The organism is Sphingobacterium sp. HSC-15S19 (genome assembly GCF_050433745.1).
Lineage (GTDB): Bacteria > Bacteroidota > Bacteroidia > Sphingobacteriales > Sphingobacteriaceae > Sphingobacterium > Sphingobacterium siyangense.
In genome coordinates this window covers 81,079-107,009 of sequence record NZ_JBNPWQ010000014.1, presented here as the reverse complement: position 1 = coordinate 107,009, position 25,931 = coordinate 81,079, and the positions used below count along the sequence as shown (strand labels likewise).

Here is a 25,931-nt window from a genome sequence, read left to right as displayed (position 1 = left end):
GACTAAAGTATTTATATTAACTCAACTACTGAAAACAAAAATGAATAAAATATTACTCGTTGAAGACGATCCCGATTTTGGTTTTATGCTCAAGCAATACCTTGAGCTATCCACATTTAACATAGACTGGATAGCGCAGCCCAATGATCTTACGGAAAATTTCCAGCAGCTAGCCGATTACGATCTGGTTATACTGGATGTTATGCTTCCTCAAATTAGTGGTTTTAGCCTGGCTAAAGAAATCAACGCCCTATACCCCACGTTGCCATTTATCTTTTTAACAGCCAAGGAGCAAAAAATAGATAAGCTCACGGGACTAAAAATCGGTGCCGATGATTATATCACCAAACCCTGTGATCCTGAAGAACTGTTACTTCGCATACAGAATATATTAAAGCGAAATCAGAAAAATAGTACCCCAAAATCGATTGCCATAGGTACGTATATTTTCTATCCCGAACAGTTATTATTAAGCCATGCTTCGAAACAATATAAGCTTACTGAACGTGAATCGCAACTTCTCCTATTTCTGTCGCAACACAATGGTCAACTTGTCACACGCGAAGAAATCCTTGAAAAGGTATGGGGAAACGCAGATTTCTTTACCGGAAGGAGTATGGATGTCTTTATTACCCGAATCCGAAAATACTTAAGCCTAGATCCCAAGCTTAGTATCAGTTCACATAGAGCAGTCGGATTTACGATTCAATTTTAAGGATTATCCGGCAATCTCTTCTTTCCGCTTGTTCCATAATTTCTCTGCCCAACGGCCGACAAACCAAAAGGACACGGCCAAAATTAAAAAGAACACTGCTCTATTGATATTATCCCAGAGATACTCGACATAGCGGGTATAGATATTGAGCACTAAAAATACAAAGCCTACTTCTCTGCTGACGTTATCTTTCGCTTTTAAGCCGTAGACAACCAGGAATACCGACACGGCAGTGGATAAAATACCCCAGTAGAACATATGGTATTGACGTACAGTCGTCCATTCATAGAAATCAGCATAATTTCCAAAAATAGAAAGGGTCCACAAGGATACCATCAGATAGATCAATCCCACAATATAACTGATGGGCTGAAAGATTTGTAGCCTTTCAAACCTGGGTTGAACCCAAACAGCCAACGCGGTTATCAGTGCCCCAAAAATGGTAAAACGCAGCGGATAGTTCATCCCCCAAAACTTAAATCCCCAATTGCTATGGTAGGCGGTCTCGGTCGCAAACCATACGCCCAAGGCCAAAAGCATAAACGTCCAAATCAGCTTACTCTCGAGCTTGACGGCAAGAAAGCCATAAATCGCCACGGAGAGTAAAAATAACAGGGAATAGTGCATCGTATCTTTATCCAATACTTTACCCATAAACCCGATACAGGCCGCAGTTCCGAAAACTCCAATCAGCATCATGGTTTCCGTGGATAGATTTTTATAAGGATAGCGTTTCTTATACCGAAAACCCAGCGTATAGAATAATACAGCCACGGCAGCGAAAAAGAAGCAAAATAGGATATTAGGTGCTTCGTAGAGTGTATCCACAAAGGCCAAGAATGATGCATCTGTAAACAACGAAAAGACAGCGAAGACCAGAGATGCCAAGGCAATCCAAAAGGCATATCTAGCCAGTTGTCCCCAATCAAAACTTTTCACGTCTAAACTATCCATCAGCTCGTTCGCTTTTTGCTCATCTAATAAGTTCTCTTTCTTCCAAAATTGGACAATATCGTCGATCGATTGTTTCTCTTGTTTGCTGACGTCGTATTTTCGCATAAATTTAGATTTACTGTGCAAGGTACATTATTTTTTTAAATCACTTGTATATCACATTTTGTTCCAAAAGTCAGAAAGGCTCGCATAATTCCTTTAAAATCTGTAATTTTGCATGTTTTGCATTTAATCCCTCACACGGGACCTTAAGGAGTTTTCATGGCAGTAAAAAGAAGCCCAGATTTGGGCGAACAAAGTGAAGTTCAGGTATTTGGAGCGCGTGCGCATAATCTAAAAAATATAGATGTTTCTTTTCCGAGAAATGAATTGGTTGTTATCACAGGTTTAAGTGGCAGCGGAAAGTCTTCCTTGGCTTTTGACACCATTTATGCCGAAGGACAACGTCGGTATATGGAGACATTCAGTGCCTACAGCCGTCAGTTTTTGGGAGGCATGGAACGTCCGGATGTGGACAAGATATCGGGCTTAAGTCCAGTGATCTCCATTGAACAGAAAACCACCAGCAAAAACCCGAGGTCCACTGTTGGAACCATTACTGAGGTGTATGACTTTATGCGTCTACTATTTGCCCGAGCAGGAGAAGCTTTCTCCTATGTGACCGGGAAGAAAATGGAGCGTATGTCGGACGATCAGGTTATCGAACGGATTTTGACTGAGTTTGAAGGACAGGCCCTGAACATCCTGGCACCAGTGGTTAAGGGGCGTAAAGGCCACTACCGTGAGTTGTTTGAACAAATCCGTAAGCAAGGCTATGTGAAGGTACGTGTGGATGGAGAAATATTGGACCTTGTTCCAAAAATGCAGGTTGACCGCTACAAAATACACGATATTGAAATCGTCGTAGATCGTCTGAAAGTAGAGCGTGAAGATAAAAAGCGCTTACAGACTTCAGTGATGCAGGCGATGAAAACAGCGAAAGGTATCATCAAGGTCTCCACGAAAGATAATCAGGAGCAATTCTATAGCCGTTATCTCATGGATGCCGAATCGGGCATCTCTTATGATGAGCCACAGCCAAATACCTTCTCATTCAATTCCCCATACGGTGCTTGTCCTACATGTGATGGTTTGGGCTATATTTTTGAAATTGATAAGAATGCCGTTATTCCGGATAAAAAACTAAGTATTCAAAAAGGTGGTTTGGCCCCTTTGGGACCTACCCGGGAAAATTGGACTTCGGAAGTATTGAAAGCTGTCGCAAAAAAATTAGATTTTACGATTACAACACCGCTTGAAAAACTAACTGAAGAACAGATTGATCAGCTTTTATTTGGCAATAAGGAAGAGCCTATCGTTGTCACGGTATCTTATGGAAGTTATGGCACACGTGAATATCGTGTTGAATTTGAAGGAATCTTTAAGATGCTGGAAGAGTTTTCGGGAAAATCATCGGATGAGGCGCCTTCTTTAGATGACTTCAGAACAAAAGTGACCTGTCCAACCTGTGCGGGAGCGCGTCTGAAAAAAGAGTCTTTACATTTTAAAATTGCGGATAAAAACATCCATGAGCTCTCAACGATGGACATTACATCCATCAAAGAATGGTTTGATCAGGTAGAAAGCAAACTTGATGAACGCCAGCTCATTATTGCAACGGAGATATTAAAGGAAATCCGCGCACGTTTAGGCTTCCTGCTGGATGTCGGCCTAAATTACTTGACCTTGGACCGTACAGCTAAAACACTTTCGGGTGGTGAAGCACAGCGGATCCGTTTGGCCACACAGATTGGTTCCCAACTGGTGAATGTACTTTATATTCTGGATGAACCGAGTATTGGGCTCCATCAGCGGGATAACGAACGTTTGATCAATGCGCTTAAAAACCTACGCGATATTGGCAATTCGGTCCTTGTTGTGGAACATGACAAAGACATGATCCTACATGCCGACCATGTTATCGACATGGGACCTGCTGCAGGCGTTCATGGTGGGACTGTGGTTGCCGAAGGTACACCAACAGAAATCCTAAAATCGAACTCTTTAACAGCAGCTTACCTCAACGGGACAAAAGAGGTTAAGATTCCCGAGAAACGCCGTGAGGGCAATGGAAAAACATTGTCATTACATGGAGCAACCGGACATAACTTAAAAAATCTGTCTGTCTCTTTTCCATTAGGAAAACTCATTGTTGTATCGGGTGTTTCAGGTTCGGGTAAATCAAGCCTAATCACAGGTACTTTATACCCGATTTTGAATAAACATTTTTTCAGAGCCAAAGCAATTCCACTTCCTTTCAAAAAAATTGAAGGGTTAGAACATATTGACAAAGTCATCGAGATCGACCAAAGTCCTATCGGCCGTACACCACGGTCCAACCCTTCGACCTATACCGGTGTATTTTCGGATATCAGAACCTTGTTTGTTCAACTTCCAGAAGCTAAGATCAGAGGCTATAAGCCAGGAAGATTTTCCTTTAACGTCAAAGGTGGTCGTTGTGAAACCTGTCAGGGAGCCGGGCTGAAAGTCATCGAAATGAATTTCCTTCCCGATGTACAGGTTCCTTGTGAAACATGTCACGGAAAACGCTACAACCGAGAAACTTTAGAGGTACGCTACAAAGGAAAATCCATTTCCGATGTACTTGATATGAGCATCAACGATGCTGTGGATTTCTTCGAAAATGTACCGAGTATTTACCGAAAGATCAAAACACTGCAGGATGTAGGTTTGGGTTATATCACCTTAGGACAGTCCTCCACAACCTTATCGGGAGGTGAGGCACAACGGGTAAAATTGGCTACTGAACTTTCTAAAAAAGACACTGGAAATACATTCTATATCCTTGATGAACCGACAACAGGTCTTCACTTTGAAGATGTCAATGTCCTTATGGGCGTTATCAATCGTCTGGTCGAGCGCGGGAATACCATTTTGATTATTGAGCATAACCTTGATGTCGTTAAATCGGCCGATTGGGTCATTGATATCGGTCCCGAAGGTGGCAAAGACGGCGGGCAGGTTCTATTTGAAGGAACACCTGAAAACTTAATTAAAAATAATAAAAGCGAAACAGCACGTTTCTTAAAATTGGAAATGTAATGCCTTTGAAACGGCAGCCGCGAAGTATTATGTTTCACGGCTGCTGTTTGCCCGGGATGGCTCGGTTATTGCGCAGGAATGTTTTCCAACTCCTTGGGCTTTGTCTTACAGGGGCAATAGATATCGAACACTGACGTTGACGGCCGAGGAATAGGACACAACTATTTATCAATGCCATCCATTTTCATTTGTATAAATGAACACATTAAAGGTTTTTGCTTTTAAAGAACATACGGAATGTCCAGTTGATTTTCATCAGTGTTTATACGCTGTAAATATGGATATTTCTTAACTTTGTATTATATGTCGGATATTATTCAATTACTTCCAGATAATGTTGCTAATCAGATTGCGGCGGGAGAAGTGGTGCAGCGACCAGCGTCTGCCATTAAAGAATTGATTGAGAATGCTATTGATGCTGGAGCTGACAAAATAAAACTTATTGTTAAAGATGCAGGCAAGTCATTGATCCAGGTCATTGACAATGGCTGTGGCATGAGCGTAACTGATGCTCGTCTTTGTTTTGAACGTCACGCAACATCGAAAATTCGTAAGGCTGAAGACTTATTCGCTATCCGTACGATGGGTTTCCGTGGTGAAGCAATGGCATCCATTGCTGCGATTGCACAGATAGAGCTCAAAACACGCCGCATTGAAGATGAACTGGGTACAGTTGTTGAGATAGAGGGATCAAAAGTTGTCAACCAATACCCGGAAGCTGTTGCTGCCGGAACAAATATTTTAGTTAAAAATCTTTTTTACAATATTCCTGCACGGCGGAACTTCCTAAAGAGCAACTCGGTAGAAATGCGTCATATCATTGATGAATTTCAACGTATTGCTTTATCGAACCCACAGATTTTCCTAACCTTACATAGCGACGGAAATGAGATCTACCATTTGCCGGCAGAGACACTAAAACAACGTATTGTCCATATTTTCGGGAACAATTACAATCAGCGACTTGTCCCTGTGGAAGAAGATACGTCGATCATCAAGGTAGAAGGTTTTGTTGGGAAACCTGAATTTGCAAAAAAAACACGTGGTGAACAGTTTTTCTTTGTCAACAAACGCTTTGTACGTGATCCATACCTGCACCATGCAGTCATGAATGCTTATGAAGATATTTTACAGGCCGAAACATTCCCTTTCTATGTATTATTTATCGACATAGATCCTGCACGCATCGATATCAACGTACACCCTACCAAGACCGAAATTAAGTATGAAGACGATAAGGCTATTTACGCCATTATCCGTTCAGCCGTAAAAAGATCGTTGGGACGGTACAATATCATGCCATCTTTGGATTTTGAACAGGAAACAAGCTTCACCAATCTTATTACAAAAAAGGCATTGGATGAAATTATCGTTCCAACGGTAACTTTTAATCCAGACTTCAATCCATTTGATACAGACAAATCGAAATCCAATTCGAGCTACACCCGTTCAGAAAGCTACGCTGAAGGACTTAACAAGAAAACAGGTGGCATACCTAGCAATTGGGATTCCCTGTACCAAATCGTCGAAGAGGAGGAATCTGTTCAGCTGCCATTGCATGCGGAGCCGGAATTGCATACGGATAGCTCACAGGTCATTCAGGTGGAGGATAAGTCATCCTCAAAGCTCTTTTTTCAGCTCCATAATAAATATATTGTCTCTCAGATTCACTCTGGATTTATTCTAATTGATCAACAGGCTGCACATGAACGTATTCTCTTTGAGCAATTTCTTGCGCAACTGGACCAACATAAAGGGCTGAGTCAGCAAAGTTTGTTTCCACAGACTTTGGACCTAAATGCTGCAGATAATGAATTAATGAAAGATCTCCTGGAAGACATCAATGGCTTAGGCTTTCAAATTCGTGAATTTGGAAAAAATTCCTATATTATTGACGGAATTCCTGCAGACTTAGGGACAGGGTTCGACGAAATAAAGATGATTGAGAAAATATTGGAGGATTACAAAAACAATCAATCTGAGTATAAGCTCGCTAAGCGCGAAAATCTTGCAAAAAGCCTTGCCCGTAATGCGGCCATTAAACCTGGTACCGCGTTGGACAATACAGCAATGGCAGAGCTTGTGGACAGACTATTTGCCTGTCACTCACCCAATATCTCCATCTATGGCAACCCTGTGATTGTAACATTTACACTGCAAGAGTTAGCGGAAAAATTTGGCAAAAATTAGAAGATAAAATATATGTTTCCACAACTGACACCTGTTATCAAGAATTTATTGATCATCAATATCATATTTTATATTGGATCACAACTTGTACCTGTAGCATATGATTATCTTGCGGTCTATTATCCGGACTCCCCTTATTTTAAAATTTGGCAGGTGATCACGCATATGTTTATGCACGACAAGAACAATATTAGCCATATCTTCTTCAATATGTTTTCCCTGGTCATGTTCGGTCCTATGATTGAGCAGGTCCTTGGTTCAAAACGTTTTTTAAATTTCTACCTGGTTTCGGGAATCGGTGCCTGGTTTCTTTATACAGCTGTAAATGGTATACAACTCTATAATTCGACAGGTTCTTTCGCTCCACTTCACGGCATAAGCGGAAACGAACTTATTGCCATGGCCAATACCGGAAATAATGAAGCACTAACCTACCTCATTCCGATGTTGGGGGCCTCAGGAGCCATTTATGGTGTTCTATTAGCATTTGCCTACCTTTTTCCAAACATACCGCTTCAATTTTTGTTTATTCCTGTACCAGTCAAAGCAAAGTATATGATCGGTGGATTCATCCTCATCGAAATTTATATGAGTTTGTCTAGACCAGGGGATTCTGTGGCTCACCTGGCTCATGTCGGTGGTGCACTATTTGGCTATCTACTGCTTAAACTGTGGAAGATTAGAAAAGGAATTTATTAATATCGTGCGCAATGAATAACATCGGTTTAAAAGATTTTTGGAGACAAACCTATAAAACTGGATCGCCCGTACCTTTGGTGATCAGTATTCAGGTCTGTTTATTTGTCCTCATTTATTTTTTAGACCTGCTCTTCGAATTAAAAATTGTACCACAAAGCTTTTTGGAGCCTACGGTGCGTCTATTAAGTTTACCGAGTAATTTCTCAAGCTTTATTGCACAACCCTGGTCATTGGTTACATCGAATTTCGTTTACGTCAAGCTCTGGACCATACTTTTTGATAGTCTCTGGCTCTATTGGGTCGGTCAGATCTTCTTTACCTTCTTAAACAAACGGCAATTTCTATTTGTCTATATCGCCTCATGGCTGCTCGGCAGCGTGCTCTATATGGGCTTTGGGTCACTTATTCCCATGCCAAGTAACTTACAGCTTATGGGAGGTTCTCTTCCCCTGGCAGCGGTATTAGCCGCGATTGTGACTTTGGTTCCCAAGTACGAATTACGCTTTCTCCTTATTGGTACTGTTAAGCTAAAATTAGTGGCCATTGTTTATTTTGGGCTAGAATTTCTTGCCCTTACGATGACCAATCGACCTGCTGCCATCTCGTATTTTGCAGTTATACTTTTTGGAATGGGATTCACTTATGCGCTAAAATCGGGAATGGACTGGTCTACGATTTTTCAGAAAAAACAACAGAAGCCTGCAAAAATGAAAGTCGTTGTAGGTAACAATATTCCGACAAATCGGAAACATCGTTATGACTTACCCAATCAGGACGAAATCGATGCTATCTTAGATAAAATTTCTGTTTCTGGCTACGACAGTCTAACGAACCATGAAAAAGAAACGCTCTTTAGGGCAAGCAATAGTGGTGACAAGGTTGATGGATAAAAGGACATTTTTAAGAAGAAAACTGGGCTTTATAAGTAAAACAATGTTCCTGGCAAATATGCTTGCGATCGTTGCATTGCTTATGAGCTATTCGGCGACCTTCATTAATCCTAAATCTTTTTGGCCCATTGCATTTATGGGCCTGGGCTACCTTCCAATTCTCCTTATCAATATTGGATTTATCTTTTACTGGCTACTCCGCAAACGAAAAATTGCACTTTATTCACTCGTTACAATCCTCATTGGATGGCCTTTTTTAACTAAACATTGGAACATTCGCAAAGAGAATGCCCCTGTATCCTCCGAGACACGTACCCTTCGCATCATGACCTTCAATGCTCATTTGTTCAAAAAAGTAAACGATGAGAAAAAAAACTTTAAAGCCGACGTTGTCCGAATTATTGACAGCATATCTCCCGATGTGATCTGCTTTCAGGAATATATTAGCAAGATTAAAGGAAAACATGTGTTCTCAGAGGAATTCAAAGATAAACTGGGCTATGATTATTTTTTCTTTGAGCCTAGTTCTAAAAACGATTACGAGGCGTATGGAATGGCTGTTCTTTCGCGTTTCCCGATCTATGATTCAGGGACCATCAGAGACAACGATTACGGAATCAACCGGATTAGTTATGTAGATATCAAAAAACAGGATACACTGATCCGCATTTACAATATACATTTACGTTCTTTTGCGCTTCAAAATGAAGACAAGGAATTTATCCAAAATCTGTCGAATAATAATGAATCGGATAATTCGAGGACACGTAAATTGAGCCGTAAACTTAAGAATGCCTTCGAGCTTCGTAGCGAACAGGCGCATTCGTTAAAGAAACACATGAATGAATGTCAATATCCTTATATTGCGGTAGGTGATTTCAATGATACGCCAATGAGCTACTCGGTCAATCTAATTGGAGACAGGCTGTATAATGCATTTAAGGAGAAAGGTAATGGCTGGGGAGTAACCCATCATGCCCTGCTTCCGATATTCCAGATCGATTATATTTTTGCCAGTCCGAAATTTCAGGTAATGAATTATCAGATTGTCAAACAGAAATTGTCGGATCATTATCCTGTATGGTCTGATCTTAGACTTAAACCTTAGGCATTTGATACCCCAACGTTTTAAGACCTATTTCAATAAATTTATCTCTTCGGTTTTTGATTTTGTAATACGCTTCACGACCAAAATAATACCGACCGACCAAGGCCTCGATATCGGATTGAATTAAATCATGTAAGTTTTTTGCTTCTTTGGCTGTGACCGCGATCCGCTTTTGGCTATTAAGATATGAAATGAATAGATCAAATTCTGTTGCTGGCAAGTGATAGCCACTAATAAAATTTTCGATAGAATATGCCGGCAGATGTTTCGTGAAACGATCATAAACAAACTCTTCGATCGCATTGGAATGAAATATCTCGCGGTACTTGGCACTGGTTTCATTGGTGTCAATCGGGATAGTCACGTCCGGAAGAATACCGCCACCACCGAAGACAAGCTTTCCTTTACTGGTTGTAAACATTTCCTTTTGACTGAATTCGGTATCCATTGTCCATAGATCGAAGCCTGTCATGTATTTTGCTGCATCAAAATTAGCGCGTGTGTATTTTCGCTGAATGCATCTTCCAAGAGGGGTATAATAGCGAGCGACAGTCAGATTGATTGCAGAACCGTCTGAAAAATCAAATTGCTCTTGCACCAAACCTTTGCCATAGGACCTGCGGCCGACAATCGTTGCCCGATCCAAATCCTGAAGAGCACCGCTCAAGATTTCGCTTGCTGATGCTGTGCTTTCATTGATCAGCACAATGACCCGGCCATCACCAAAATCGCCCGCCTTCTCAGAATAGAAATCCTGGCGTAGTTCATTCGCACCCTCGGTATACATCAACAGTCTCTTTTCTTTGAAAAATTGACCAGCCAGATCAATTGCCGTATGTACAAATCCGCCACCATTATTACGTAGGTCCAAAATAAGATCTTGAGCTCCGCTTTTTCGTAAGTCAAGGAGTGACTGCCGGAATTCATCTGCTGTCTTATGTCCAAATCTTCGAATTTTCACATAAGCTGTTTTCGGAGCGATCATATACGATGCATCTAAACTCGAAACATTTACCTGATCACGAATGACTTTTATTGGATTGCCCAATACTACTCCATTGCGTTGAATGGAGATCAATACAGCTGTCCCCTTCTTTCCGCGGATCAGTTTTTCAATTTCGGATTCCGCAACCTTTCTTCCGACAAGATCCTTATTTCCGATCTTTAAAATGCGGTCGCCAATACGCATACCTGCTTTTTCAGCGGGACCAGCTGCAACCATCCCAACAACAAGTAGCGTATCTTTCAGGCGAAAGTACTCTACTCCGATACCATCAAATGTTCCCTCAAGAGTTTCTTGCTTTGCTAGCACTTGATTGGGTTTCAAAAAGGTGGAAAAAGGATCCAGGCGGGAAACAACATGCTCAATGGCTTCATCCTGCACGGTGTCTATACTGACATTGTCGACGTAATTCTCGGAAATTAACTGAATGAGATATTGTAATTTATCGGAATTGCCATTGGAGCGCAAACTTGAAAAGGTGGTTTTCTGGTTACTTCCCTGCTCCTCGGCATAATTTTGTCCCAACAGCAAGCCGAGAAGCAATACTGCAGCATATGTAGCGGCTACAAAAATATTTCGTTTAATACTTTTCTGCATGGGAAATCTTCATGAATTACCGAAGATGAGACAAACTATTCAACAATTAATTACTTTATCAAAAATAGCAAGTTTATTCGGTTAAACGAGTTTTTGAACCCATATTTTTACATTAAAAACAAAAAATTCACGACCTTGTTTTGGCTAGCAAACAAAGCTGTCCATGATTAAAAGTCTTTATCAAAAATCATAACCAAACAGCTCGTAGGAGTGCCAAACATTTAATTTCAATAGATGACAATGATCGCTATAATTTAACTTGCAAATTCGCGTAAATTTATCTTAGTTTGAATTGAAAAAGATTCCACTTTATGCACGAAATCGAACCTTATTACAATTGGCGGGACTATTACATTGCCGCTGAAGATGAACAATCCCCATTTTATGGTACAGTCTACAGCGAATTCGATTTTGACAAACAGATCTATAATTTCCTTCTGCACCCACAATGGGACGAATTCGGTTCGCTTACCTTATATCTGAAAATACTATTTGTAGACTATGAAAAACAATACTGTATTATCGAACTGATTGGTGAATGGAATGATGCAATCTACAATGACATCATGTTGCTCAAGCGAGAGATTATCGATGTATTGATCAGTCAAGGGATCAAGTATTTTATTTTAATCGGAGAGAATGTACTGAATTTTCATGCTTCAGACGACTCTTACTACGAGGAATGGTTTCAGGATATCGAGGACGGATGGATTGCGGGTATTGGTTTCCGAGAGCATGTTATTGAAGAATTCCAACAGCAAAATATAGATTATTACATTAATTTCGGTGGTACATTGAACGTAATTCCCTGGCGGACGTTAAAACCGAAACAGGTTTTCCATCATGTGAATGATTCCTTGACAAAACGTCTTGGTTTTTAAAACCTGCTTATTGTGTCTTTATGCTTTAATCCTTGTTCTTTACTGTATTATCCTGTAACTTTGTGAGTGATGTATAATGTGCTTTGCACATATGCTTTTAATTTTTACGTTTTACTTATACTTACATACTATGTCATTCAGAATTGAAAAAGACACAATGGGTGAAGTTCAAGTACCTGCAGACAAATACTGGGGTGCACAAACAGAGCGTTCACGCAACAACTTTAAAATCGGACCGGCAGCTTCAATGCCACACGAAATCGTCGCAGGCTTTGCTTATTTGAAAAAAGCAGCTGCTTATGCTAACCACGAGTTGGGGGTATTACCTGTAGAGAAACGTGATGCGATCGCTACAGTATGTGATGAGATCTTGGCAGGTAAATTGGATGATCAATTTCCATTGGTTATTTGGCAAACGGGCTCGGGTACACAATCCAATATGAATGTGAACGAGGTTGTCGCAAACCGTGCACAAGTATTGGCTGGACATAAAATTGGTGAAGGTGAACCTGTATTAAAAGCAAATGATGATGTAAACAAATCACAATCATCTAACGATACTTTCCCTACAGGAATGCATATTGCGGCTTACAAAGCTGTTGCTGAAGTTACCATTCCAGGTGTAGAAAAATTGCGTGACACATTGGCGAAAAAAGCTGAGGAGTTTAAAAGCGTGGTTAAAATTGGCCGTACACACTTAATGGATGCTACCCCATTGACTTTAGGTCAAGAGATTTCAGGTTATGTTGCTCAATTGAACCATGGTCTGAAAGCTTTAAGAAATACACTTTCGCATTTGTCAGAACTTGCATTGGGTGGTACTGCTGTAGGTACAGGATTAAATACACCAAACGGATATGACGTTGTCGTTGCTAAATATATCGCTGAATTTACCGGCCTACCTTTCGTAACCGCTGAAAATAAATTTGAGGCATTGGCTGCTCACGACGCAATCGTTGAAACACACGGTGCATTGAAGCAATTGGCTGTTTCATTAAATAAAATTGCAAATGATATCCGTATGTTGGCTTCTGGCCCACGTTCAGGTATCGGTGAAATCTTGATCCCTGAGAACGAACCAGGATCATCGATTATGCCAGGTAAAGTTAATCCAACGCAATGTGAAGCATTGACAATGGTTGCGGCGCAAGTGATGGGTAATGATGTGGCTATTACAATTGGTGGAACGCAAGGTCACTATGAACTGAACGTGTTCAAACCATTGATGGCCGCAAACTTCTTACAGTCTGCTCGCCTATTGGGTGATGCTTGTGTTTCATTTGAAGAGCACTGTGCAGCTGGTATCGAACCGAACTACAAACGCATCAAAGAATTGGTAGACAACTCCTTGATGTTAGTAACGGCACTGAACACAAAAATTGGTTACTACAAATCAGCAGAAATCGCACAAACAGCACATAAAAATGGTACTACGCTTAAAGAAGAAGCCGTACGCTTAGGTTATGTGACTCCTGAAGATTTCGATGCCTGGGTAAAACCAGAAGATATGGTTGGAAGTTTAAAATAAGCTGTGACTTTTATTTCAATAAAAAACATACGAACAAAAACATACCTATTGGCACTTGCCATAGGTATGTTTTTCTTTTTTACTGCCTGCAAATTCAATTCGGATATGCAGAACGAAGGCGCACCCTTTTTACAGGGAGAATGGGTCCAAGACAGTATTCCAGGACAACAGCAGATGATGCAATATACCTTGACCGATTTCAAGTTTACCTGTGATTCTGTTTACGCGACCATGCACGTCAACAATAAGGTACAAACAATCCCGGATAGCTGTTACAAAAATGGATCCTGGACAGAACATGCAAAGGGTATTTATGTTTTGCGTGGAGACTCCATCATTGTCGATGGTATTTATACCAAAGAGAATGGCAAGCAGAAAATTTCAGGCTGCTATCTTTCCGGCCAGTATATCCCCCGCTTTAAAGTTGTTTATCATGCTGCGGATTCGGTGGTACTGGAAAGCAGATTAGATCAACGTCAGATCATCTTAAGAAAAACTAAAAATATTACTTGTGTCCCTCAAAAAAGGTATCAATAATTTTTAGTACAATCTATTTATTATCTTCGTACCATTATCGTACAACCTCAACCTTAAAATACAATGAACAAAGGAATTATCGCTTTGGCATTTGGCGGACTTGCCATCGGAATGACCGAATTCACGATGATGGGTATCTTGCCTGATATTGCCAAAGATCTTCATATCGAGATCCCTACTGCCGCGCACCTGATTGCACTATACGCACTGGGTGTTGTTGTAGGTGCCCCAACATTAGTCCTATTTACGGGAAAATATCCGCCAAAGAAGGTATTACTTTTTTTAATGTTGCTCTTCTTTATTTTCAACGGCCTATTTAGTATTGCTCCAGGTCAATTTTTGATCAGCCTCTCCCGTTTTATGGCGGGGCTTCCGCATGGTGCATTTTTTGGTGTTGGATCTGTTGTTGCTGCTCGGTTGGCACCAAAGGGAAAAGAAGCCCAGGCTATATCTATCATGTTCACAGGAATGACCATTGCCAATTTGGCTGGAGTACCGCTAGGAACCTACCTCGGCCATCATTATTCATGGCGTTTGACGTATGGTATCATTAGTGTATTGGGGTTAATCACTTTTGCAGCAATTTATGCTTGGATGCCAAAAATTGAAGCTTCCAAAGGGAATAACATCTTTAGCCAGCTCAACTTCTTCAACAAAAAAATTGCCTGGCTATTAATGGCTATTATCGCCATCGGTACCGGTGGACTTTTTGCATGGATCAGTTACATCGCACCTTTAGTGACCAATGTGTCGGGCATCGCTGCTGATCGCGTACCGTTGATTATGGTCCTGATCGGTGTTGGTATGTTTTTCGGGAATCTTATCGGCGGAAAATTGGCCGATACAATCTCCCCAACCAAAGCTGCGATCGCTAGTTTTTCCGCCATGGCGCTATGCCTTGTGATGGTTTACTTTATATCGCCATTGGGCTGGACAGCCTATCCTTTGGCATTTATTACTGGACTGGTATCCTTCACCATTGGTTCGCCGACACAACTGATGTTAATTCGCGCTTCAAAAGAAGCTGCAACATTGGCTGCGGCAGGTGGCCAGGCTGCCTTTAACCTGGGCAATACCTTAGGTGCATTTTTAGGTGGAATTCCAATAACCTGGGGTTTAGCTTATAACACACCTTCGCTTGTTGGCGTGGGCATGGCGAGCATTGGCGCACTCCTAACGCTGCTGTATTTGAAAGCCTACGACAGTAAAAGTCAATAAAAATAGCATAATCAAATGGCGCGAACCAGTTATATCAGTGTACTACGTATTGTTGCGATATTCCTCGTTATCTTGATTCATTCCTCTTCGGGCTACCTAAACAGCAATGAATTTGAGTCATTCGACTGGAGTTATGCCAATTGGATCAATAGCTTCTCGCGCTTTGCAGTACCCCTGTTTGTCATTATTTCAGGCGCTCTGCTGCTACAGAAAGACGAAAGCACGGGACAATTTTATCGGAAACGTCTGTTAAAAATTGTCCCGCCCTTTCTTTTTTGGACGATCGTCTATCTTCTCTATTATTTTATTCGGTACATTGATTTTGACTACATTGGTTTTCCACAAGTTATTAACATTGTGTTAATTCGCTTAAAATCAGGAACGAATGCACACCTTTGGTATCTATACATGATACTTGGGCTCTACCTTGCAGTTCCTTTCATACGCAAAATTGTTGGCAACTGCAGTAAAAGGGAACTTGAGATCTTTTTGGGATTGTGGTTTGCAGCGTTATTTTTTACGAATAAATGGTTCAATAGTTACCTACCTAATTTTGACCTGACCTTTTTCTCGGGGTATGCGGGTTACCTTGTCTTGGGGCATTATTTACGTAATTATCCAATCCAAATGGTCAAATTATCAAGTTTTACGTTTTTTCTGATCTGTTGTTTAATTACGGCTTCGGGGACATCGCATCTGAGTGTTTCTCGCGGAGAGTTTGACCCGACACTTTACAACTATCTTTCGCCAAATATCGCATTGAGTGCAGGCTTTTTATTCATCTTCGTGCAAGGCCTTAAACTCTCAGAACAGCTCAACCCCTTCTGGGAATTTATCGACATTCACAGCTTTGGCATTTACTTATGCCATATTTTATTGCTGAATTATATTCATCCTTTGCTTCCATTATCCACTTTGTGGAAAATCCCGGCAGCAACAGTGATCACCCTGTTGGCGAGTGCCTTACTGACGTATCTTCTCCGAAAAGTTCCCTACGGTAAATACGTCAGCGGCTAATTCTTTCATCGGAGCTTCGTTTTACAGTTTCTCTCCTTCGACCTTATTGTACACATAGAGATGTGCATTGGGACCATCGATCGCATGGCCTTCCTGATCCAGTCCAATCAGCTTATTTTCGCCGACCTTCAATTTCATATTTGTCTCCTTCCCTGTGAGATGAACAACGGATCCGTTGTCATGCCACATGACTTTGCCAGTATCTTCAACCTTGGTATTTTTATTAATATATTCACTGACGATGGCAAAGGTATTATCATTCTTTAAGGTGATATTGGTTTTGATACCTTCACAATCTGCACAGGGAATAGTAGCTTCATAGGTACCAGCCCAATCCAGTGAGTTTTGCGATGTATGGGCAGTATCTACTGCCGCAGTCTCATGTACTGAAGAATCTGCTGTAGCATGCGGACTCTCTTTTGAAGTTTGATTGCATGCACTTAGCGAAACGGCTGCTAAGCAAAGAAATAATACGGATAATTTCATATCTATTGTTTTTTGATGTACGACACCGTATAGCAAGCAATTTCAGCGCCAAGAAAAATCAGGCGCCCATGCTGATGCTATGAAATAAAAAAGGCTTCTTGAAGAAGCCTTTTTTATTGTAAATAACCGGATTGTTTACAGTTCAAATAATCTATTGGCTACCGCAAGGGCGATAGTGCATAAAATCCTATTCAGATTAGAATGGTAGATCATCATCATCTGATGAACCAGCCAAATCTACAGGAGCAGGCATATCTGCGTAACCTGGAGAAGATGGTGCTGGAGCAGCATTACCCAATTTTGTTACACGCCATGCAACCAATGAATTGAAATAAGTTGTTACGCCATCTTTATTAGTCCAAGGACGACCACGAAGATTAAAAGATACTTCTACCTCTTCACCAATTGCTAGGTTATCAAAAATTGACGTTCTGTCTTGTGTTGATTCAAAACGGATATACTCAACAAATTGTGGGTTTTCGGCATAAGCTACAATCATATCGCGTTTTTTGAATGATTCTGTCACTTGTTGTGTCGCTCCTATCTCGTGTACTTTTCCTCTAATTTCCATAATCAAAAAAATAAATATTAAAGCGTAAAATTAAGCAATTTTTGAGGAAGAGTTTAATTAACTTTGTACAAAATATGATGGAAGTTTTCAACACCCCCAATAAAGTTATTATAACGTGCAATAAGCGCTTATCACCTTATTTGCAACAGGAAGTTAAAGAGTTAGGTTTTGACATTGTCAGGGCATTTCCTACAGGAGTAGAATTAAAGGTCAGTATAAACGATACGATCAAGCTCAATCTGAACCTGCGCACAGCATCTCAGATTTTGTATTCGTTAAAAGAGTTTACGGCCAATAATCCGACGGAGCTCTATGACGAATTGCGTCAAATCGCATGGGAAGAACTCATTCAATTTGACGGATACTTCTCTGTCAGTTCCAATGTGGACAATGAGACAATCAGCACACCATTATTTGCAAACGTCAAGGTTAAAGATGCAATCGTAGACCGTATCAAGGAAAAAAAGGGTATGCGCCCTAATTCAGGTCCGGACAATAATAAAGCGGTTGTGCACTTGTACTGGAAAGATGACCGTGCTGAAATTTTTCTCGATACCTCAGGTGAAACACTAGCGAAACATGGCTACCGGAAAATCCCTGGAAAAGCGCCAATGTTAGAAGCCCTGGCAGCCTCAACTATTATTGCATCCAAATGGGATGGTAATTCTCCTTTTGTGAACCCGATGTGTGGATCCGGAACCTTAGCTATTGAGGCAGCTCTGATTGCTACAAACAGAAAACCTGGATTATTACGCATGAACTATTCATTTATGCATTTCATAGGTTATGATGAAACAGTTTTCTTCCAGGAGCGTCGCGTACTTAAAGATCAGATCAATAAAAAAGCGGCACCGCAAATTATCGCAAGTGATATTTCGGAAGAGGCTATCAACGTCTCCAAGATGAACGCAAGAACTGCTGGTGTAGAGCAATTAATTTCATTTGAAGTATGCGATTTTGCCGAAACACACGTTCCTAAAGAAGGAGGTGTCATTTTATTCAATCCTGAATATGGTGAACGTTTGGGCACACACAGCAAGCTAGAAATTACCTATAAGCGTATGGGAGATTTCATGAAACAGGAATGCAAAGGTTATAGAGGCTATATATTTACTGGAAATCCAGATCTGGCAAAGAAAATCGGGTTGCGTGCATCCCGACGTATAGAATTTTATAATGGTAAATTAGATTGTAGATTATTAGAATACGAATTATACGAGGGTACTCGCGAAAAAACAAAAGTATTGTATGAATAACATTATTGAGCGCACAGTAGCATTTGTGCAAGACCGGTTGAAATTTGCAGAAGCAGGCCACGATTGGTCGCATATTCAACGCGTATGGAACAATACGAAGTTAATTTTAGAAGATGAAGAAGCAGATGTTATGGTGTGCGAACTGGCGGCGCTATTACATGACATCGCTGACAGTAAATTCCATGATGGCGACGAAACAATCGGCCCTCGTGTTGCCGGAGAGTTTTTAGCAAGTCTAGAAATTTCGCCTGAGATCATTGACCATGTCAAGAAAATCATCTTCAACATGTCTTTCAAAGCAAGTTTAGGTGAAGTTTCATTCCATTCAAAAGAGATGGAGATCGTGCAAGATGCTGACCGTCTAGATGCTATTGGCGCAATAGGTATTGCCCGCGCGTTTAGCTTTGGCGGAAACAAAGGCCGTGAGATGTATAATCCCAATGTTCCCGTTCAGGAATATAAGGATAAGGAAGCGTACAAGCATTCGGAAGCTCCTACAATCAATCACTTCTACGAAAAGCTACTATTGTTAAAGAATAAGATGAATACAGAAGCCGCGAAAAGAATCGCAGCGCATCGCCATGATTATATGCTCAGCTTCCTAGATGAGTTCATGGCCGAATGGAACGGTAAAAAATAAATTACACTTAACAATTCCTAAATATAAAAGTGGTACTTTAGATCTTGTACATCGAGATAAAAAGTACCACTTTTTTTGTTCCATGTAAAATCAGCTTTTAAACAGCTTTGTAAGAAACGATCCTATCATTAGGGGTCGATTTTTTACCATAAACATCTTAATCGGTAATATAATGCCCAAAAAGAGAAATAGAATAGGAATAAATCAACGAGTGAAACGTGCAAATTATGCCGTTGAAAACAAACACTCATACATAATTATCACATGAAAAAACATATTTTTAGCTGTCTGACACTAGCCATGGTGATCTCATCGTCGGCATTATTTGCACAAACTAAGGCCATTGCACATCGTGGCGTATGGAAAAACAGCCACCTTCCGCAAAATTCCATTGCTTCTTTAACAGCAGCCCACGACCTTAAGCTCTTCGGATCCGAATTTGATGTGCATTTGACCAAAGACAATATTCTTGTGGTCAACCACGATAATGATTTCTATGGTATCGATATTGCCACAGCAACGTACAAGGAGCTCTTAGAAAAGAAGCATCCTAACGGTGAATCTATTCCCACCTTGGAAGAATATCTTAACGCTGGTAAAAAATTGAAAGGTTTACGTCTTATCCTTGAATTGAAAATCAATAAACTAGGGGTAGAGCGTACACTTGAAGCGACCACAAAAACGGTGGAAATGGTTAAAAACTTGAAAGCAGAGAAAGTCACTGATTATATTTCCTTTAGCTTTGAGGCTTGTCAGAAGATTCACGAACTGGCGCCTAAGGCCAATATTCAATACCTCACAGGCGATAAAACTCCTGCTGAGGTGAAGGCCGCAGGAATAAATGGTTTGGATTATCACTTTTCGGTTTTCAAAAAGAACGCGACATGGCTGAAAGATGCACATCAACTTGGCATGAAAGTGAACGCGTGGACAGTAAACACAGAAGAGGAAATGACAAATCTAATTAATCAGAAAATTGATTTTATTACAACTGACGAACCTGAATTGTTGCTCCGTGTATTAAAGAAATAACAATACCGTTGAAATAGTCATGTATTCTAATCAGTCGACCACTTATCAGGCCGACTTCATGAGCATGACCGTTTCAGTACCTTTTTAAAAACTAGATTCTAAATGAAAAAAAGTATTATTCTCGCTTTAGCGCTCTGCCTATCCTATCTATCTTATGCACAGGAATTTATTGCAGCAAGCTATAATATCCGTCAAAGAAATACCGTCGATGTTGACAACATGTGGAACGACCGCAAAGTTCCGCTAACCAATCTGATTAAATACCATGGCTTTGATATCTTTGGTATCCAAGAAGGTTTTTTTGATCAGGTTCAAGATCTTAAAAAGCTCCTTCCTGGATTTGATTATGTGGGTGTTGGTCGCGACGATGGTGCACAAGAGGGCGAACACTCGGCTATTTATTACAATACAAATCGCTTTAAAGCAATAAAGAGCGGAACTTTCTGGCTTTCGGCAACAGATACCGAACACCCGAATAAAGGCTGGGATGCAGCGCTACCGCGGATCTGTACCTGGGGTATTTTTGAAGACAAGGCCAACAAAAAACGCTTCATCTTCATGAACACGCACTTTGACCATATCGGCCGTACTGCACGCACCGAGAGTGCCAAGTTGATTCTAGAAAAAGCAAAAGAGTTTGCCAAAGACCTACCTTTGATTTTAACCGGCGACTTCAATGTGGATGAAAAAGATGAGGCTTATTTCACATTAGCCAATAGCAAAGTAGTCACTGACGTACATGAACTGGCAACATTCAAATATGAACCCAATTCTTCCTTCAATGGCTGGGGCAAAAGCATCAGACCAACGGGCCGCATTGATCATATTTTTATTACCAAACCTTTCCAGGTTAAAAAATATGGTATCCTGACGGACACGTATATGAATAAATTCCCCTCAGATCACTTTCCAGTAGCAACGACGCTCTCCTGGAAATAATATCATGTTAATTACAACAACCCTATAACACAAACAGTAGGTTCGCTTAGAATCTGCTGTTTTATTTTGTGGGACAGCTTTTTATTTATACCGCATCTGGGATAGCGATTCAGCACAATGTAGCGCATCTGCTACGATTCTTGACAATAGCTATGGTTCCTAGCAATTGCTTTAAACTTTCACATAAATTAACAGTCGATATGTTTAATTTTGACAACAAAACAATAACATGATGAAATTTCCACTATTATATTGCACACTATTTGTCTCAGGACTACTTTACTCCAATGCAAGTGAAGCACAGATTTTTAAGAAAATCAGTGAAACATTGACAAAAGCAAATCAGGGCCAAACTGACAGTACTAAAACGACCACAGCATCAAATACTAAAGCAACAGCATCCAAATCCAATACCTTGACGTCTTTATCCAACAAAGATGCTTCATTGGGGATCAAACAGGCTTTAAGCAATGGTTTAAATCTGAGTATCGAATCTTTAGCCAAGAAGGATGGTTTTTTGGGCGATGCGGCAGTAAAGATTTTGATGCCTGCCGAAGCACAGAAAGTAGAAAAAACGCTTCGCGCTGTTGGTATGGGAAAATTATGCGATCAGTTTATACAGAGCATGAACAGAGCTGCTGAGGGAGCCGTTAAAGAGGCTGCCCCCGTATTTGTCAATGCACTTTCAAAGATGACAATTACAGATGCGACCAATATTCTTCTAGGCAGCAAAGAAGACGCCGCGACAACGTTTTTTAAAACAAATACATCGACAGAATTAACGAGCAAATTTAGTCCAGTTATCAAATCTGCCATGGGTACAAACAATGTGGACCAGTATTGGACACAATTGACTTCAGCTTATAACAACCTCCCTTTAGGCAATAAAGTGGAGACAAATCTTACTGCCTACGTTACGCAGAAAGCAATAGATGGTCTTTTCATTAAAGTTGCCGACCAGGAGTCAAAAATTAGACAGAACATAGGCGGCAGCAGAAATACCAATATTTTACAGAAAGTATTTGGTTACGCAGACGAAAAGAAATAGAGAACAATACAATAAAAAAGGACCTGTCAACGATTTGATAGGTCTTTTTTTTAATGTGGGATCATCCAAGATTTATGTTCACATAGCTATGGGTAAAACTTTACTGTTCAAAAGCGCTACAACACATTGTATGTAGCAATAAATTATAGATAACAATAAATTCCTTGCAGCGGGAATTGGGGTTGTGCTCCCTCCTATGAGTTTCAGTTATTGTCAGTTTGTTAACAAATAGAATTAAACCTGTGGAGTAGGGACAAATTGTTTGTAAATGCAACCAAATTAAATTGCAAATAAAAAGCAATTTATCTAAGTTTGACCACCCTTATCACATTAAGGCTATTAGAAAATGAGCACATTTGAGATCAACAACATAAGTGATTTTTCGGTATCCGAAAGATTTCAACGCTATGTACAGATTGACACACAATCTGATGCAAATTCACCAACATGTCCTTCTACGGAAAAGCAAAAGAACCTTGGAAAGTTACTTGTAACGGAGTTGCTAGCATTGGGTATTTCAGACGCAGCAATGGATGAAAATGGATATATCTATGCAACTATTCCATCCAATACTGCAAAGCAAGTTCCTGTTATCTGCTTCTGTTCTCATATGGATACATCTCCGGACTCTTCTGGAAAAGATGTTAAACCACTGGTTCATCCTAATTATCAGGGCCAGGATCTTGTGCTTCCTGACGACAAGAGTATTATCATCAAATACGCCGAACATCCCGATCTAGCCAATCAAATTGGCAATGATATCATTACAGCGAGTGGCACCACTTTGTTGGGTGCAGATGACAAAGCAGGTGTGGCCGAAATCATGGATGCTGCCCGTTTATTAATGAAACATCCTGAAATCAAACATGGTGATATCAAAATTCTTTTCACACCAGATGAGGAGATTGGCAGAGGTGTTGATAAAGCAGATTTGAAACGTTTAGCAGCAGATTTTGCTTATACAATGGATGGCGAAAGAGCTGGAACCATTGAGGATGAAACATTTTCAGCGGATGGAGCTACATTAACGATTCATGGTGTGTCCGTACATCCGGGCTTTGCTAAGGGTAAAATGCAAAGTGCCATCAAAATCGCCAGTGCGGTAATTGATGCACTACCAAAAGATCGACTTTCACCTGAAAGTACCAATAAAAAAGACGGCTTTGTACACCCTGTTCATATCAGTGGATCTGTGGAAAAAGCTGAAATTCAATTTATCGTACGCGATCACGTTACAGCCAATCTAAAGAAACATGAAGATGAGCTGGAAGGCATCGCAAAATCGATTGTCGAACAATATCCAAACTGTACCTATACTTTTGTCGTAAAAGAACAATACCGTAATATGAAAGAAGTGCTGGATCAGCATCCTGAAATTATGGAAATCGGTATGGAAGCCATCAACCGTGCAGGAATGGTGGCCGAAAGAAGAAGTATCCGCGGTGGAACAGATGGCTCCCGCCTTTCGTTTATGGGCTTACCTTGTCCAAATATTTTTGCTGGAGGGCATGCCTTCCACGGAAAACAAGAGTGGGTAGCTGTACAAGATATGGAAAAAGCCGTCAAAACAATTTTGCATGTTGTATCTTTATGGGAAGAAAAAGCATAAAGGAAAAATAAATTATAATGAAAAACGACGTATTAAAAGCAATACACTACAGAAGATCCGTATTTCAAGCTTCCTTTACTGAAGAAGAAGTCAGTAAAGAGGATATCTTGAGTATCTTGGAAGCGGCCAATGCTGCTCCAACACACAAAAGAACACAACCTTGGCGTTTTGTGATCTTCCGCAAAGAAGGATTAGAACGTTTAGGCATTGAATTATCACGTATCTACAAATCGGTAACACCTACAGAGAAATATACTGAAGCAACAGAAATAACAATGGGCAAAAAAGCAACACAGTCAAACGTTGCCATTGCGATTGTTGTCAATTATACGGGTGAAGTTCCTGAATGGGAAGAATTGGCTTGTACAGCTGCTGCAGTTGAAAACATGTGGTTGGCTGCACACTCGCTAAATATCGGGGGATACTGGGCGACTCCAGGTTTAATCAATCACTTGGGTGGTTTCTTAAATCTCGAAGAAAATCAAAAATGTATCGGTCTATTCTACTTAGGACACCACCAATCTGAGGCGCGTGAACCTATCCGTACACCCATTGCAGATAAAATTCGTTGGGAAGAGTAAATCTCTATATAGAAATACAGAGCGGTCTAGCCACACTTCCAGGCCGCTTCTGATTTTTTCTTGCTACCATTTGCATCAAATAGTATGCTATTAATATAAAAAGCCAAACAACCATAGTGGGACCTTATTTTGATGACCAAACTCAATGTCATCTGCTGCAATGTAGGCATTGTTTATTCCTTTAATTTGTTTATTGGACTTGTCTCTCCCTCCTACCTCAAAGGTGTACTTTTCATCAACAATAAAATCTCCTTGCTCCGCATAGTTCACCTGATGTTGAAATGCAAGTTGGTTAACAAAAAATGTTTCCCTTAGATTTCCAGGGTTAACATTTTCATGTGCAAATAAGAAGGAAAGGTTGGTATTGTCTAGAAAAATTTTAGATGGTTTTTGTAACTGACTTATACCTTCACCCACCTTATAGAGATTATGCGTTAAACTAATTTCATCCAAATAGTAGAGATAAGACAACAGAGTTGTCCGGCTAATACCAATCTTTTCACTGAGCTTACTGATGTTAGGCACAAAAGGGACAGATTCAGCAATGATAACAAGCAATTGCTTAATCTTAATAACATAAGCGATATCTACATTTCGTAAGAGCGGCAATTCAATTTCCAGAATCATATTAATGACCTCCATTACTCGCATCTCATATAAATCAAGCTGTTCTCGGTAATAAGGATAATAACCATATTTCAAATATTTCTCAAAATGCTGAAAAGGTTTAACTATGGTATTGATTTTATAGTCCACTTTGCTATGCTCTTCTAAAATTTGATCCAGGCTAAATATTGGGAAAGTAGTTTTTGTTTCCAATGAAAGAAATTCACGAAAGGAAAATCCCTGCATTTTGTAAACTACTGCCCTACGACTTAAATCAGCACGGGCATTCAGAATTTCTAAAAGGGAGGAGCCAGTAAAGATGATCTTCATCTCAGGGTAGTCGTCATAAATATTTTTTAATATTTGGGCCCAGCCTTCATATTTATGTACTTCATCCAAAAACAGATACTTTCCTCCTTTTTGATCGAATTCATATACTAAATCCAGCAAAGACTTATTATTGAACCACACTGCATCCAAACTGATATAAAGCACTTCGTCCAACCTGTCGAACAAATTTAGCTTAATGTATTGAAGCAATAAGGTCGTCTTACCAATTCCCCTTGCTCCTTTAATTCCAATTAAGCGAGCGGACCAATTAATTTCATACATTATATTTCGCACAAAATTCATATCCACAAACCTTATGCGTCGTTTAAATTGTTGAACTAGTTCTTCCATGTGATAATGTTTATTTTGTTTGAAAAATGCCTATTTTGTTTAT

Annotated in this window: 23 protein-coding genes; 18 read left to right on the top strand and 5 right to left on the bottom strand. The window is 40.2% G+C overall.

Annotation, left to right across the window (positions count from 1 at the left end):
• Positions 1–40: 40 nt before the first annotated feature.
• The gene (locus L1283_RS13355) at positions 41–715 is read left to right on the top strand and encodes a response regulator transcription factor (protein ID WP_046673688.1); all 675 of its coding nucleotides are present in this window, start codon (positions 41–43) and stop codon (positions 713–715) included.
• Positions 716–718: 3 nt separating this feature from the next.
• Here L1283_RS13355 and L1283_RS13350 read toward each other — a convergent pair whose 3' ends face one another.
• Positions 719–1,774 (bottom strand): DUF2157 domain-containing protein, encoded by a 1,056-nt coding sequence (locus L1283_RS13350; RefSeq protein WP_070570250.1) that lies wholly within the window; start codon positions 1,772–1,774, stop codon positions 719–721.
• Between the two features lie 156 nt (positions 1,775–1,930).
• Between L1283_RS13350 and uvrA the strand changes: the two genes are divergently transcribed.
• The 5 genes from uvrA (at position 1,931) to L1283_RS13325 (ending at position 9,658) form a co-directional block, all read left to right on the top strand.
• Positions 1,931–4,771, top strand: a complete 2,841-nt coding sequence (gene uvrA, locus L1283_RS13345) for an excinuclease ABC subunit UvrA (RefSeq protein ID WP_070570252.1) — start codon at positions 1,931–1,933, stop codon at positions 4,769–4,771.
• Positions 4,772–5,074: 303 nt separating this feature from the next.
• Positions 5,075–6,961, top strand: a complete 1,887-nt coding sequence (mutL, locus tag L1283_RS13340) for a DNA mismatch repair endonuclease MutL (protein WP_286848300.1) — start codon at positions 5,075–5,077, stop codon at positions 6,959–6,961.
• Between the two features lie 12 nt (positions 6,962–6,973).
• Positions 6,974–7,660 (top strand): rhomboid family intramembrane serine protease, encoded by a 687-nt coding sequence (locus L1283_RS13335; RefSeq protein ID WP_286848299.1) that lies wholly within the window; start codon positions 6,974–6,976, stop codon positions 7,658–7,660.
• A gap of 11 nt (positions 7,661–7,671) precedes the next feature.
• Entirely contained in the window at positions 7,672–8,550 is an 879-nt protein-coding gene (locus tag L1283_RS13330) for a rhomboid family intramembrane serine protease (RefSeq protein WP_429626252.1), read from the top strand.
• Complete coding sequence (locus L1283_RS13325; protein WP_244294384.1) at positions 8,495–9,658, top strand: endonuclease/exonuclease/phosphatase family protein; 1,164 nt, start codon at positions 8,495–8,497, stop codon at positions 9,656–9,658. Before L1283_RS13330 ends, L1283_RS13325 begins: the two co-directional genes overlap by 56 nt.
• On the opposite strand, the gene L1283_RS13320 is transcribed toward L1283_RS13325, so the two are convergent.
• On the bottom strand, positions 9,648–11,258 hold the full coding sequence (locus L1283_RS13320; protein ID WP_286848296.1) for a S41 family peptidase: 1,611 nt from the start codon (positions 11,256–11,258) through the stop codon (positions 9,648–9,650). The two genes, L1283_RS13325 and L1283_RS13320, sit on opposite strands and share 11 nt — an antisense overlap.
• A gap of 311 nt (positions 11,259–11,569) precedes the next feature.
• On the opposite strand from L1283_RS13320, the gene L1283_RS13315 reads away from it, so the two are divergent.
• The 5 genes from L1283_RS13315 (at position 11,570) to L1283_RS13295 (ending at position 16,439) form a co-directional block, all read left to right on the top strand.
• Entirely contained in the window at positions 11,570–12,139 is a 570-nt protein-coding gene (locus L1283_RS13315) for a hypothetical protein (protein WP_075994411.1), read from the top strand.
• 130 nt (positions 12,140–12,269) lie between these two features.
• Positions 12,270–13,667 carry a class II fumarate hydratase gene (gene fumC, locus L1283_RS13310; protein WP_088163154.1) on the top strand — a complete coding sequence of 466 codons (1,398 nt, stop codon included), beginning with the start codon at positions 12,270–12,272 and terminating at the stop codon, positions 13,665–13,667.
• Between the two features lie 48 nt (positions 13,668–13,715).
• Positions 13,716–14,204 carry a fumarate hydratase gene (locus L1283_RS13305; RefSeq protein ID WP_220801574.1) on the top strand — a complete coding sequence of 163 codons (489 nt, stop codon included), beginning with the start codon at positions 13,716–13,718 and terminating at the stop codon, positions 14,202–14,204.
• Between the two features lie 63 nt (positions 14,205–14,267).
• The gene (locus tag L1283_RS13300; RefSeq protein WP_286848294.1) at positions 14,268–15,422 is read left to right on the top strand and encodes an MFS transporter; all 1,155 of its coding nucleotides are present in this window, start codon (positions 14,268–14,270) and stop codon (positions 15,420–15,422) included.
• A 15-nt stretch (positions 15,423–15,437) separates the two neighbouring features.
• On the top strand, positions 15,438–16,439 hold the full coding sequence (locus L1283_RS13295; RefSeq protein WP_286848292.1) for an acyltransferase: 1,002 nt from the start codon (positions 15,438–15,440) through the stop codon (positions 16,437–16,439).
• Positions 16,440–16,460: 21 nt separating this feature from the next.
• Here the strand turns inward: L1283_RS13295 and L1283_RS13290 are convergent, their stop codons facing one another.
• Positions 16,461–16,925 carry a copper resistance protein NlpE gene (locus L1283_RS13290; protein WP_075994998.1) on the bottom strand — a complete coding sequence of 155 codons (465 nt, stop codon included), beginning with the start codon at positions 16,923–16,925 and terminating at the stop codon, positions 16,461–16,463.
• A 196-nt stretch (positions 16,926–17,121) separates the two neighbouring features.
• Positions 17,122–17,496 (bottom strand): DUF3127 domain-containing protein, encoded by a 375-nt coding sequence (locus L1283_RS13285; RefSeq protein ID WP_075994416.1) that lies wholly within the window; start codon positions 17,494–17,496, stop codon positions 17,122–17,124.
• 77 nt (positions 17,497–17,573) lie between these two features.
• Between L1283_RS13285 and L1283_RS13280 the strand changes: the two genes are divergently transcribed.
• The 7 genes from L1283_RS13280 (at position 17,574) to L1283_RS13250 (ending at position 24,601) form a co-directional block, all read left to right on the top strand.
• Positions 17,574–18,752: a THUMP domain-containing class I SAM-dependent RNA methyltransferase gene (locus tag L1283_RS13280; RefSeq protein WP_145327563.1), complete on the top strand. Its 1,179-nt coding sequence runs from the start codon at positions 17,574–17,576 to the stop codon at positions 18,750–18,752.
• Complete coding sequence (locus tag L1283_RS13275) at positions 18,745–19,392, top strand: HD domain-containing protein (RefSeq protein WP_088163158.1); 648 nt, start codon at positions 18,745–18,747, stop codon at positions 19,390–19,392. The genes L1283_RS13280 and L1283_RS13275 overlap by 8 nt, the downstream gene beginning before the upstream one ends.
• A gap of 264 nt (positions 19,393–19,656) precedes the next feature.
• Positions 19,657–20,424 carry a glycerophosphodiester phosphodiesterase gene (locus L1283_RS13270; RefSeq protein ID WP_088163159.1) on the top strand — a complete coding sequence of 256 codons (768 nt, stop codon included), beginning with the start codon at positions 19,657–19,659 and terminating at the stop codon, positions 20,422–20,424.
• Positions 20,425–20,526: 102 nt separating this feature from the next.
• Positions 20,527–21,363, top strand: coding sequence for an endonuclease/exonuclease/phosphatase family protein (locus L1283_RS13265; protein WP_088163160.1), 837 nt, complete (start codon positions 20,527–20,529; stop codon positions 21,361–21,363).
• A gap of 229 nt (positions 21,364–21,592) precedes the next feature.
• A complete protein-coding gene (locus tag L1283_RS13260) occupies positions 21,593–22,411 on the top strand; it encodes a DUF4197 domain-containing protein (protein ID WP_286848289.1) in 819 nt (272 codons plus the stop codon).
• 346 nt (positions 22,412–22,757) lie between these two features.
• Positions 22,758–24,020, top strand: coding sequence for a peptidase T (pepT, locus tag L1283_RS13255; protein ID WP_286848287.1), 1,263 nt, complete (start codon positions 22,758–22,760; stop codon positions 24,018–24,020).
• Positions 24,021–24,037: 17 nt separating this feature from the next.
• A complete protein-coding gene (locus L1283_RS13250) occupies positions 24,038–24,601 on the top strand; it encodes a nitroreductase family protein (RefSeq protein ID WP_286848285.1) in 564 nt (187 codons plus the stop codon).
• Between the two features lie 90 nt (positions 24,602–24,691).
• On the opposite strand, the gene L1283_RS13245 is transcribed toward L1283_RS13250, so the two are convergent.
• Positions 24,692–25,888 (bottom strand): ATP-binding protein, encoded by a 1,197-nt coding sequence (locus tag L1283_RS13245; protein ID WP_429626251.1) that lies wholly within the window; start codon positions 25,886–25,888, stop codon positions 24,692–24,694.
• Positions 25,889–25,931: the final 43 nt, after the last annotated feature.

What these genes read in the sequence shown, in the direction of transcription:
- pepT (WP_286848287.1), top strand. Translation starts at nt 22,758, where the DNA reads ATGAGCACATTTGAGATCAACAACATAAGTGATTTTTCGGTATCCGAA.
- L1283_RS13250 (WP_286848285.1), top strand. Translation starts at nt 24,038, where the DNA reads ATGAAAAACGACGTATTAAAAGCAATACACTACAGAAGATCCGTATTT.
- L1283_RS13350 (WP_070570250.1), bottom strand. Translation starts at nt 1,774, where the DNA reads ATGCGAAAATACGACGTCAGCAAACAAGAGAAACAATCGATCGACGAT.
- L1283_RS13330 (WP_429626252.1), top strand. Translation starts at nt 7,672, where the DNA reads ATGAATAACATCGGTTTAAAAGATTTTTGGAGACAAACCTATAAAACT.
- L1283_RS13315 (WP_075994411.1), top strand. Translation starts at nt 11,570, where the DNA reads ATGCACGAAATCGAACCTTATTACAATTGGCGGGACTATTACATTGCC.
- L1283_RS13300 (WP_286848294.1), top strand. Translation starts at nt 14,268, where the DNA reads ATGAACAAAGGAATTATCGCTTTGGCATTTGGCGGACTTGCCATCGGA.
- L1283_RS13285 (WP_075994416.1), bottom strand. Translation starts at nt 17,496, where the DNA reads ATGGAAATTAGAGGAAAAGTACACGAGATAGGAGCGACACAACAAGTG.
- L1283_RS13335 (WP_286848299.1), top strand. Translation starts at nt 6,974, where the DNA reads ATGTTTCCACAACTGACACCTGTTATCAAGAATTTATTGATCATCAAT.
- L1283_RS13265 (WP_088163160.1), top strand. Translation starts at nt 20,527, where the DNA reads ATGAAAAAAAGTATTATTCTCGCTTTAGCGCTCTGCCTATCCTATCTA.
- L1283_RS13280 (WP_145327563.1), top strand. Translation starts at nt 17,574, where the DNA reads ATGGAAGTTTTCAACACCCCCAATAAAGTTATTATAACGTGCAATAAG.
- uvrA (WP_070570252.1), top strand. Translation starts at nt 1,931, where the DNA reads ATGGCAGTAAAAAGAAGCCCAGATTTGGGCGAACAAAGTGAAGTTCAG.
- L1283_RS13355 (WP_046673688.1), top strand. Translation starts at nt 41, where the DNA reads ATGAATAAAATATTACTCGTTGAAGACGATCCCGATTTTGGTTTTATG.
- L1283_RS13275 (WP_088163158.1), top strand. Translation starts at nt 18,745, where the DNA reads ATGAATAACATTATTGAGCGCACAGTAGCATTTGTGCAAGACCGGTTG.
- L1283_RS13295 (WP_286848292.1), top strand. Translation starts at nt 15,438, where the DNA reads ATGGCGCGAACCAGTTATATCAGTGTACTACGTATTGTTGCGATATTC.
- L1283_RS13320 (WP_286848296.1), bottom strand. Translation starts at nt 11,258, where the DNA reads ATGCAGAAAAGTATTAAACGAAATATTTTTGTAGCCGCTACATATGCT.
- L1283_RS13290 (WP_075994998.1), bottom strand. Translation starts at nt 16,925, where the DNA reads ATGAAATTATCCGTATTATTTCTTTGCTTAGCAGCCGTTTCGCTAAGT.
- L1283_RS13325 (WP_244294384.1), top strand. Translation starts at nt 8,495, where the DNA reads ATGAAAAAGAAACGCTCTTTAGGGCAAGCAATAGTGGTGACAAGGTTG.
- mutL (WP_286848300.1), top strand. Translation starts at nt 5,075, where the DNA reads ATGTCGGATATTATTCAATTACTTCCAGATAATGTTGCTAATCAGATT.
- L1283_RS13260 (WP_286848289.1), top strand. Translation starts at nt 21,593, where the DNA reads ATGATGAAATTTCCACTATTATATTGCACACTATTTGTCTCAGGACTA.
- L1283_RS13245 (WP_429626251.1), bottom strand. Translation starts at nt 25,888, where the DNA reads ATGGAAGAACTAGTTCAACAATTTAAACGACGCATAAGGTTTGTGGAT.
- L1283_RS13270 (WP_088163159.1), top strand. Translation starts at nt 19,657, where the DNA reads ATGAAAAAACATATTTTTAGCTGTCTGACACTAGCCATGGTGATCTCA.
- fumC (WP_088163154.1), top strand. Translation starts at nt 12,270, where the DNA reads ATGTCATTCAGAATTGAAAAAGACACAATGGGTGAAGTTCAAGTACCT.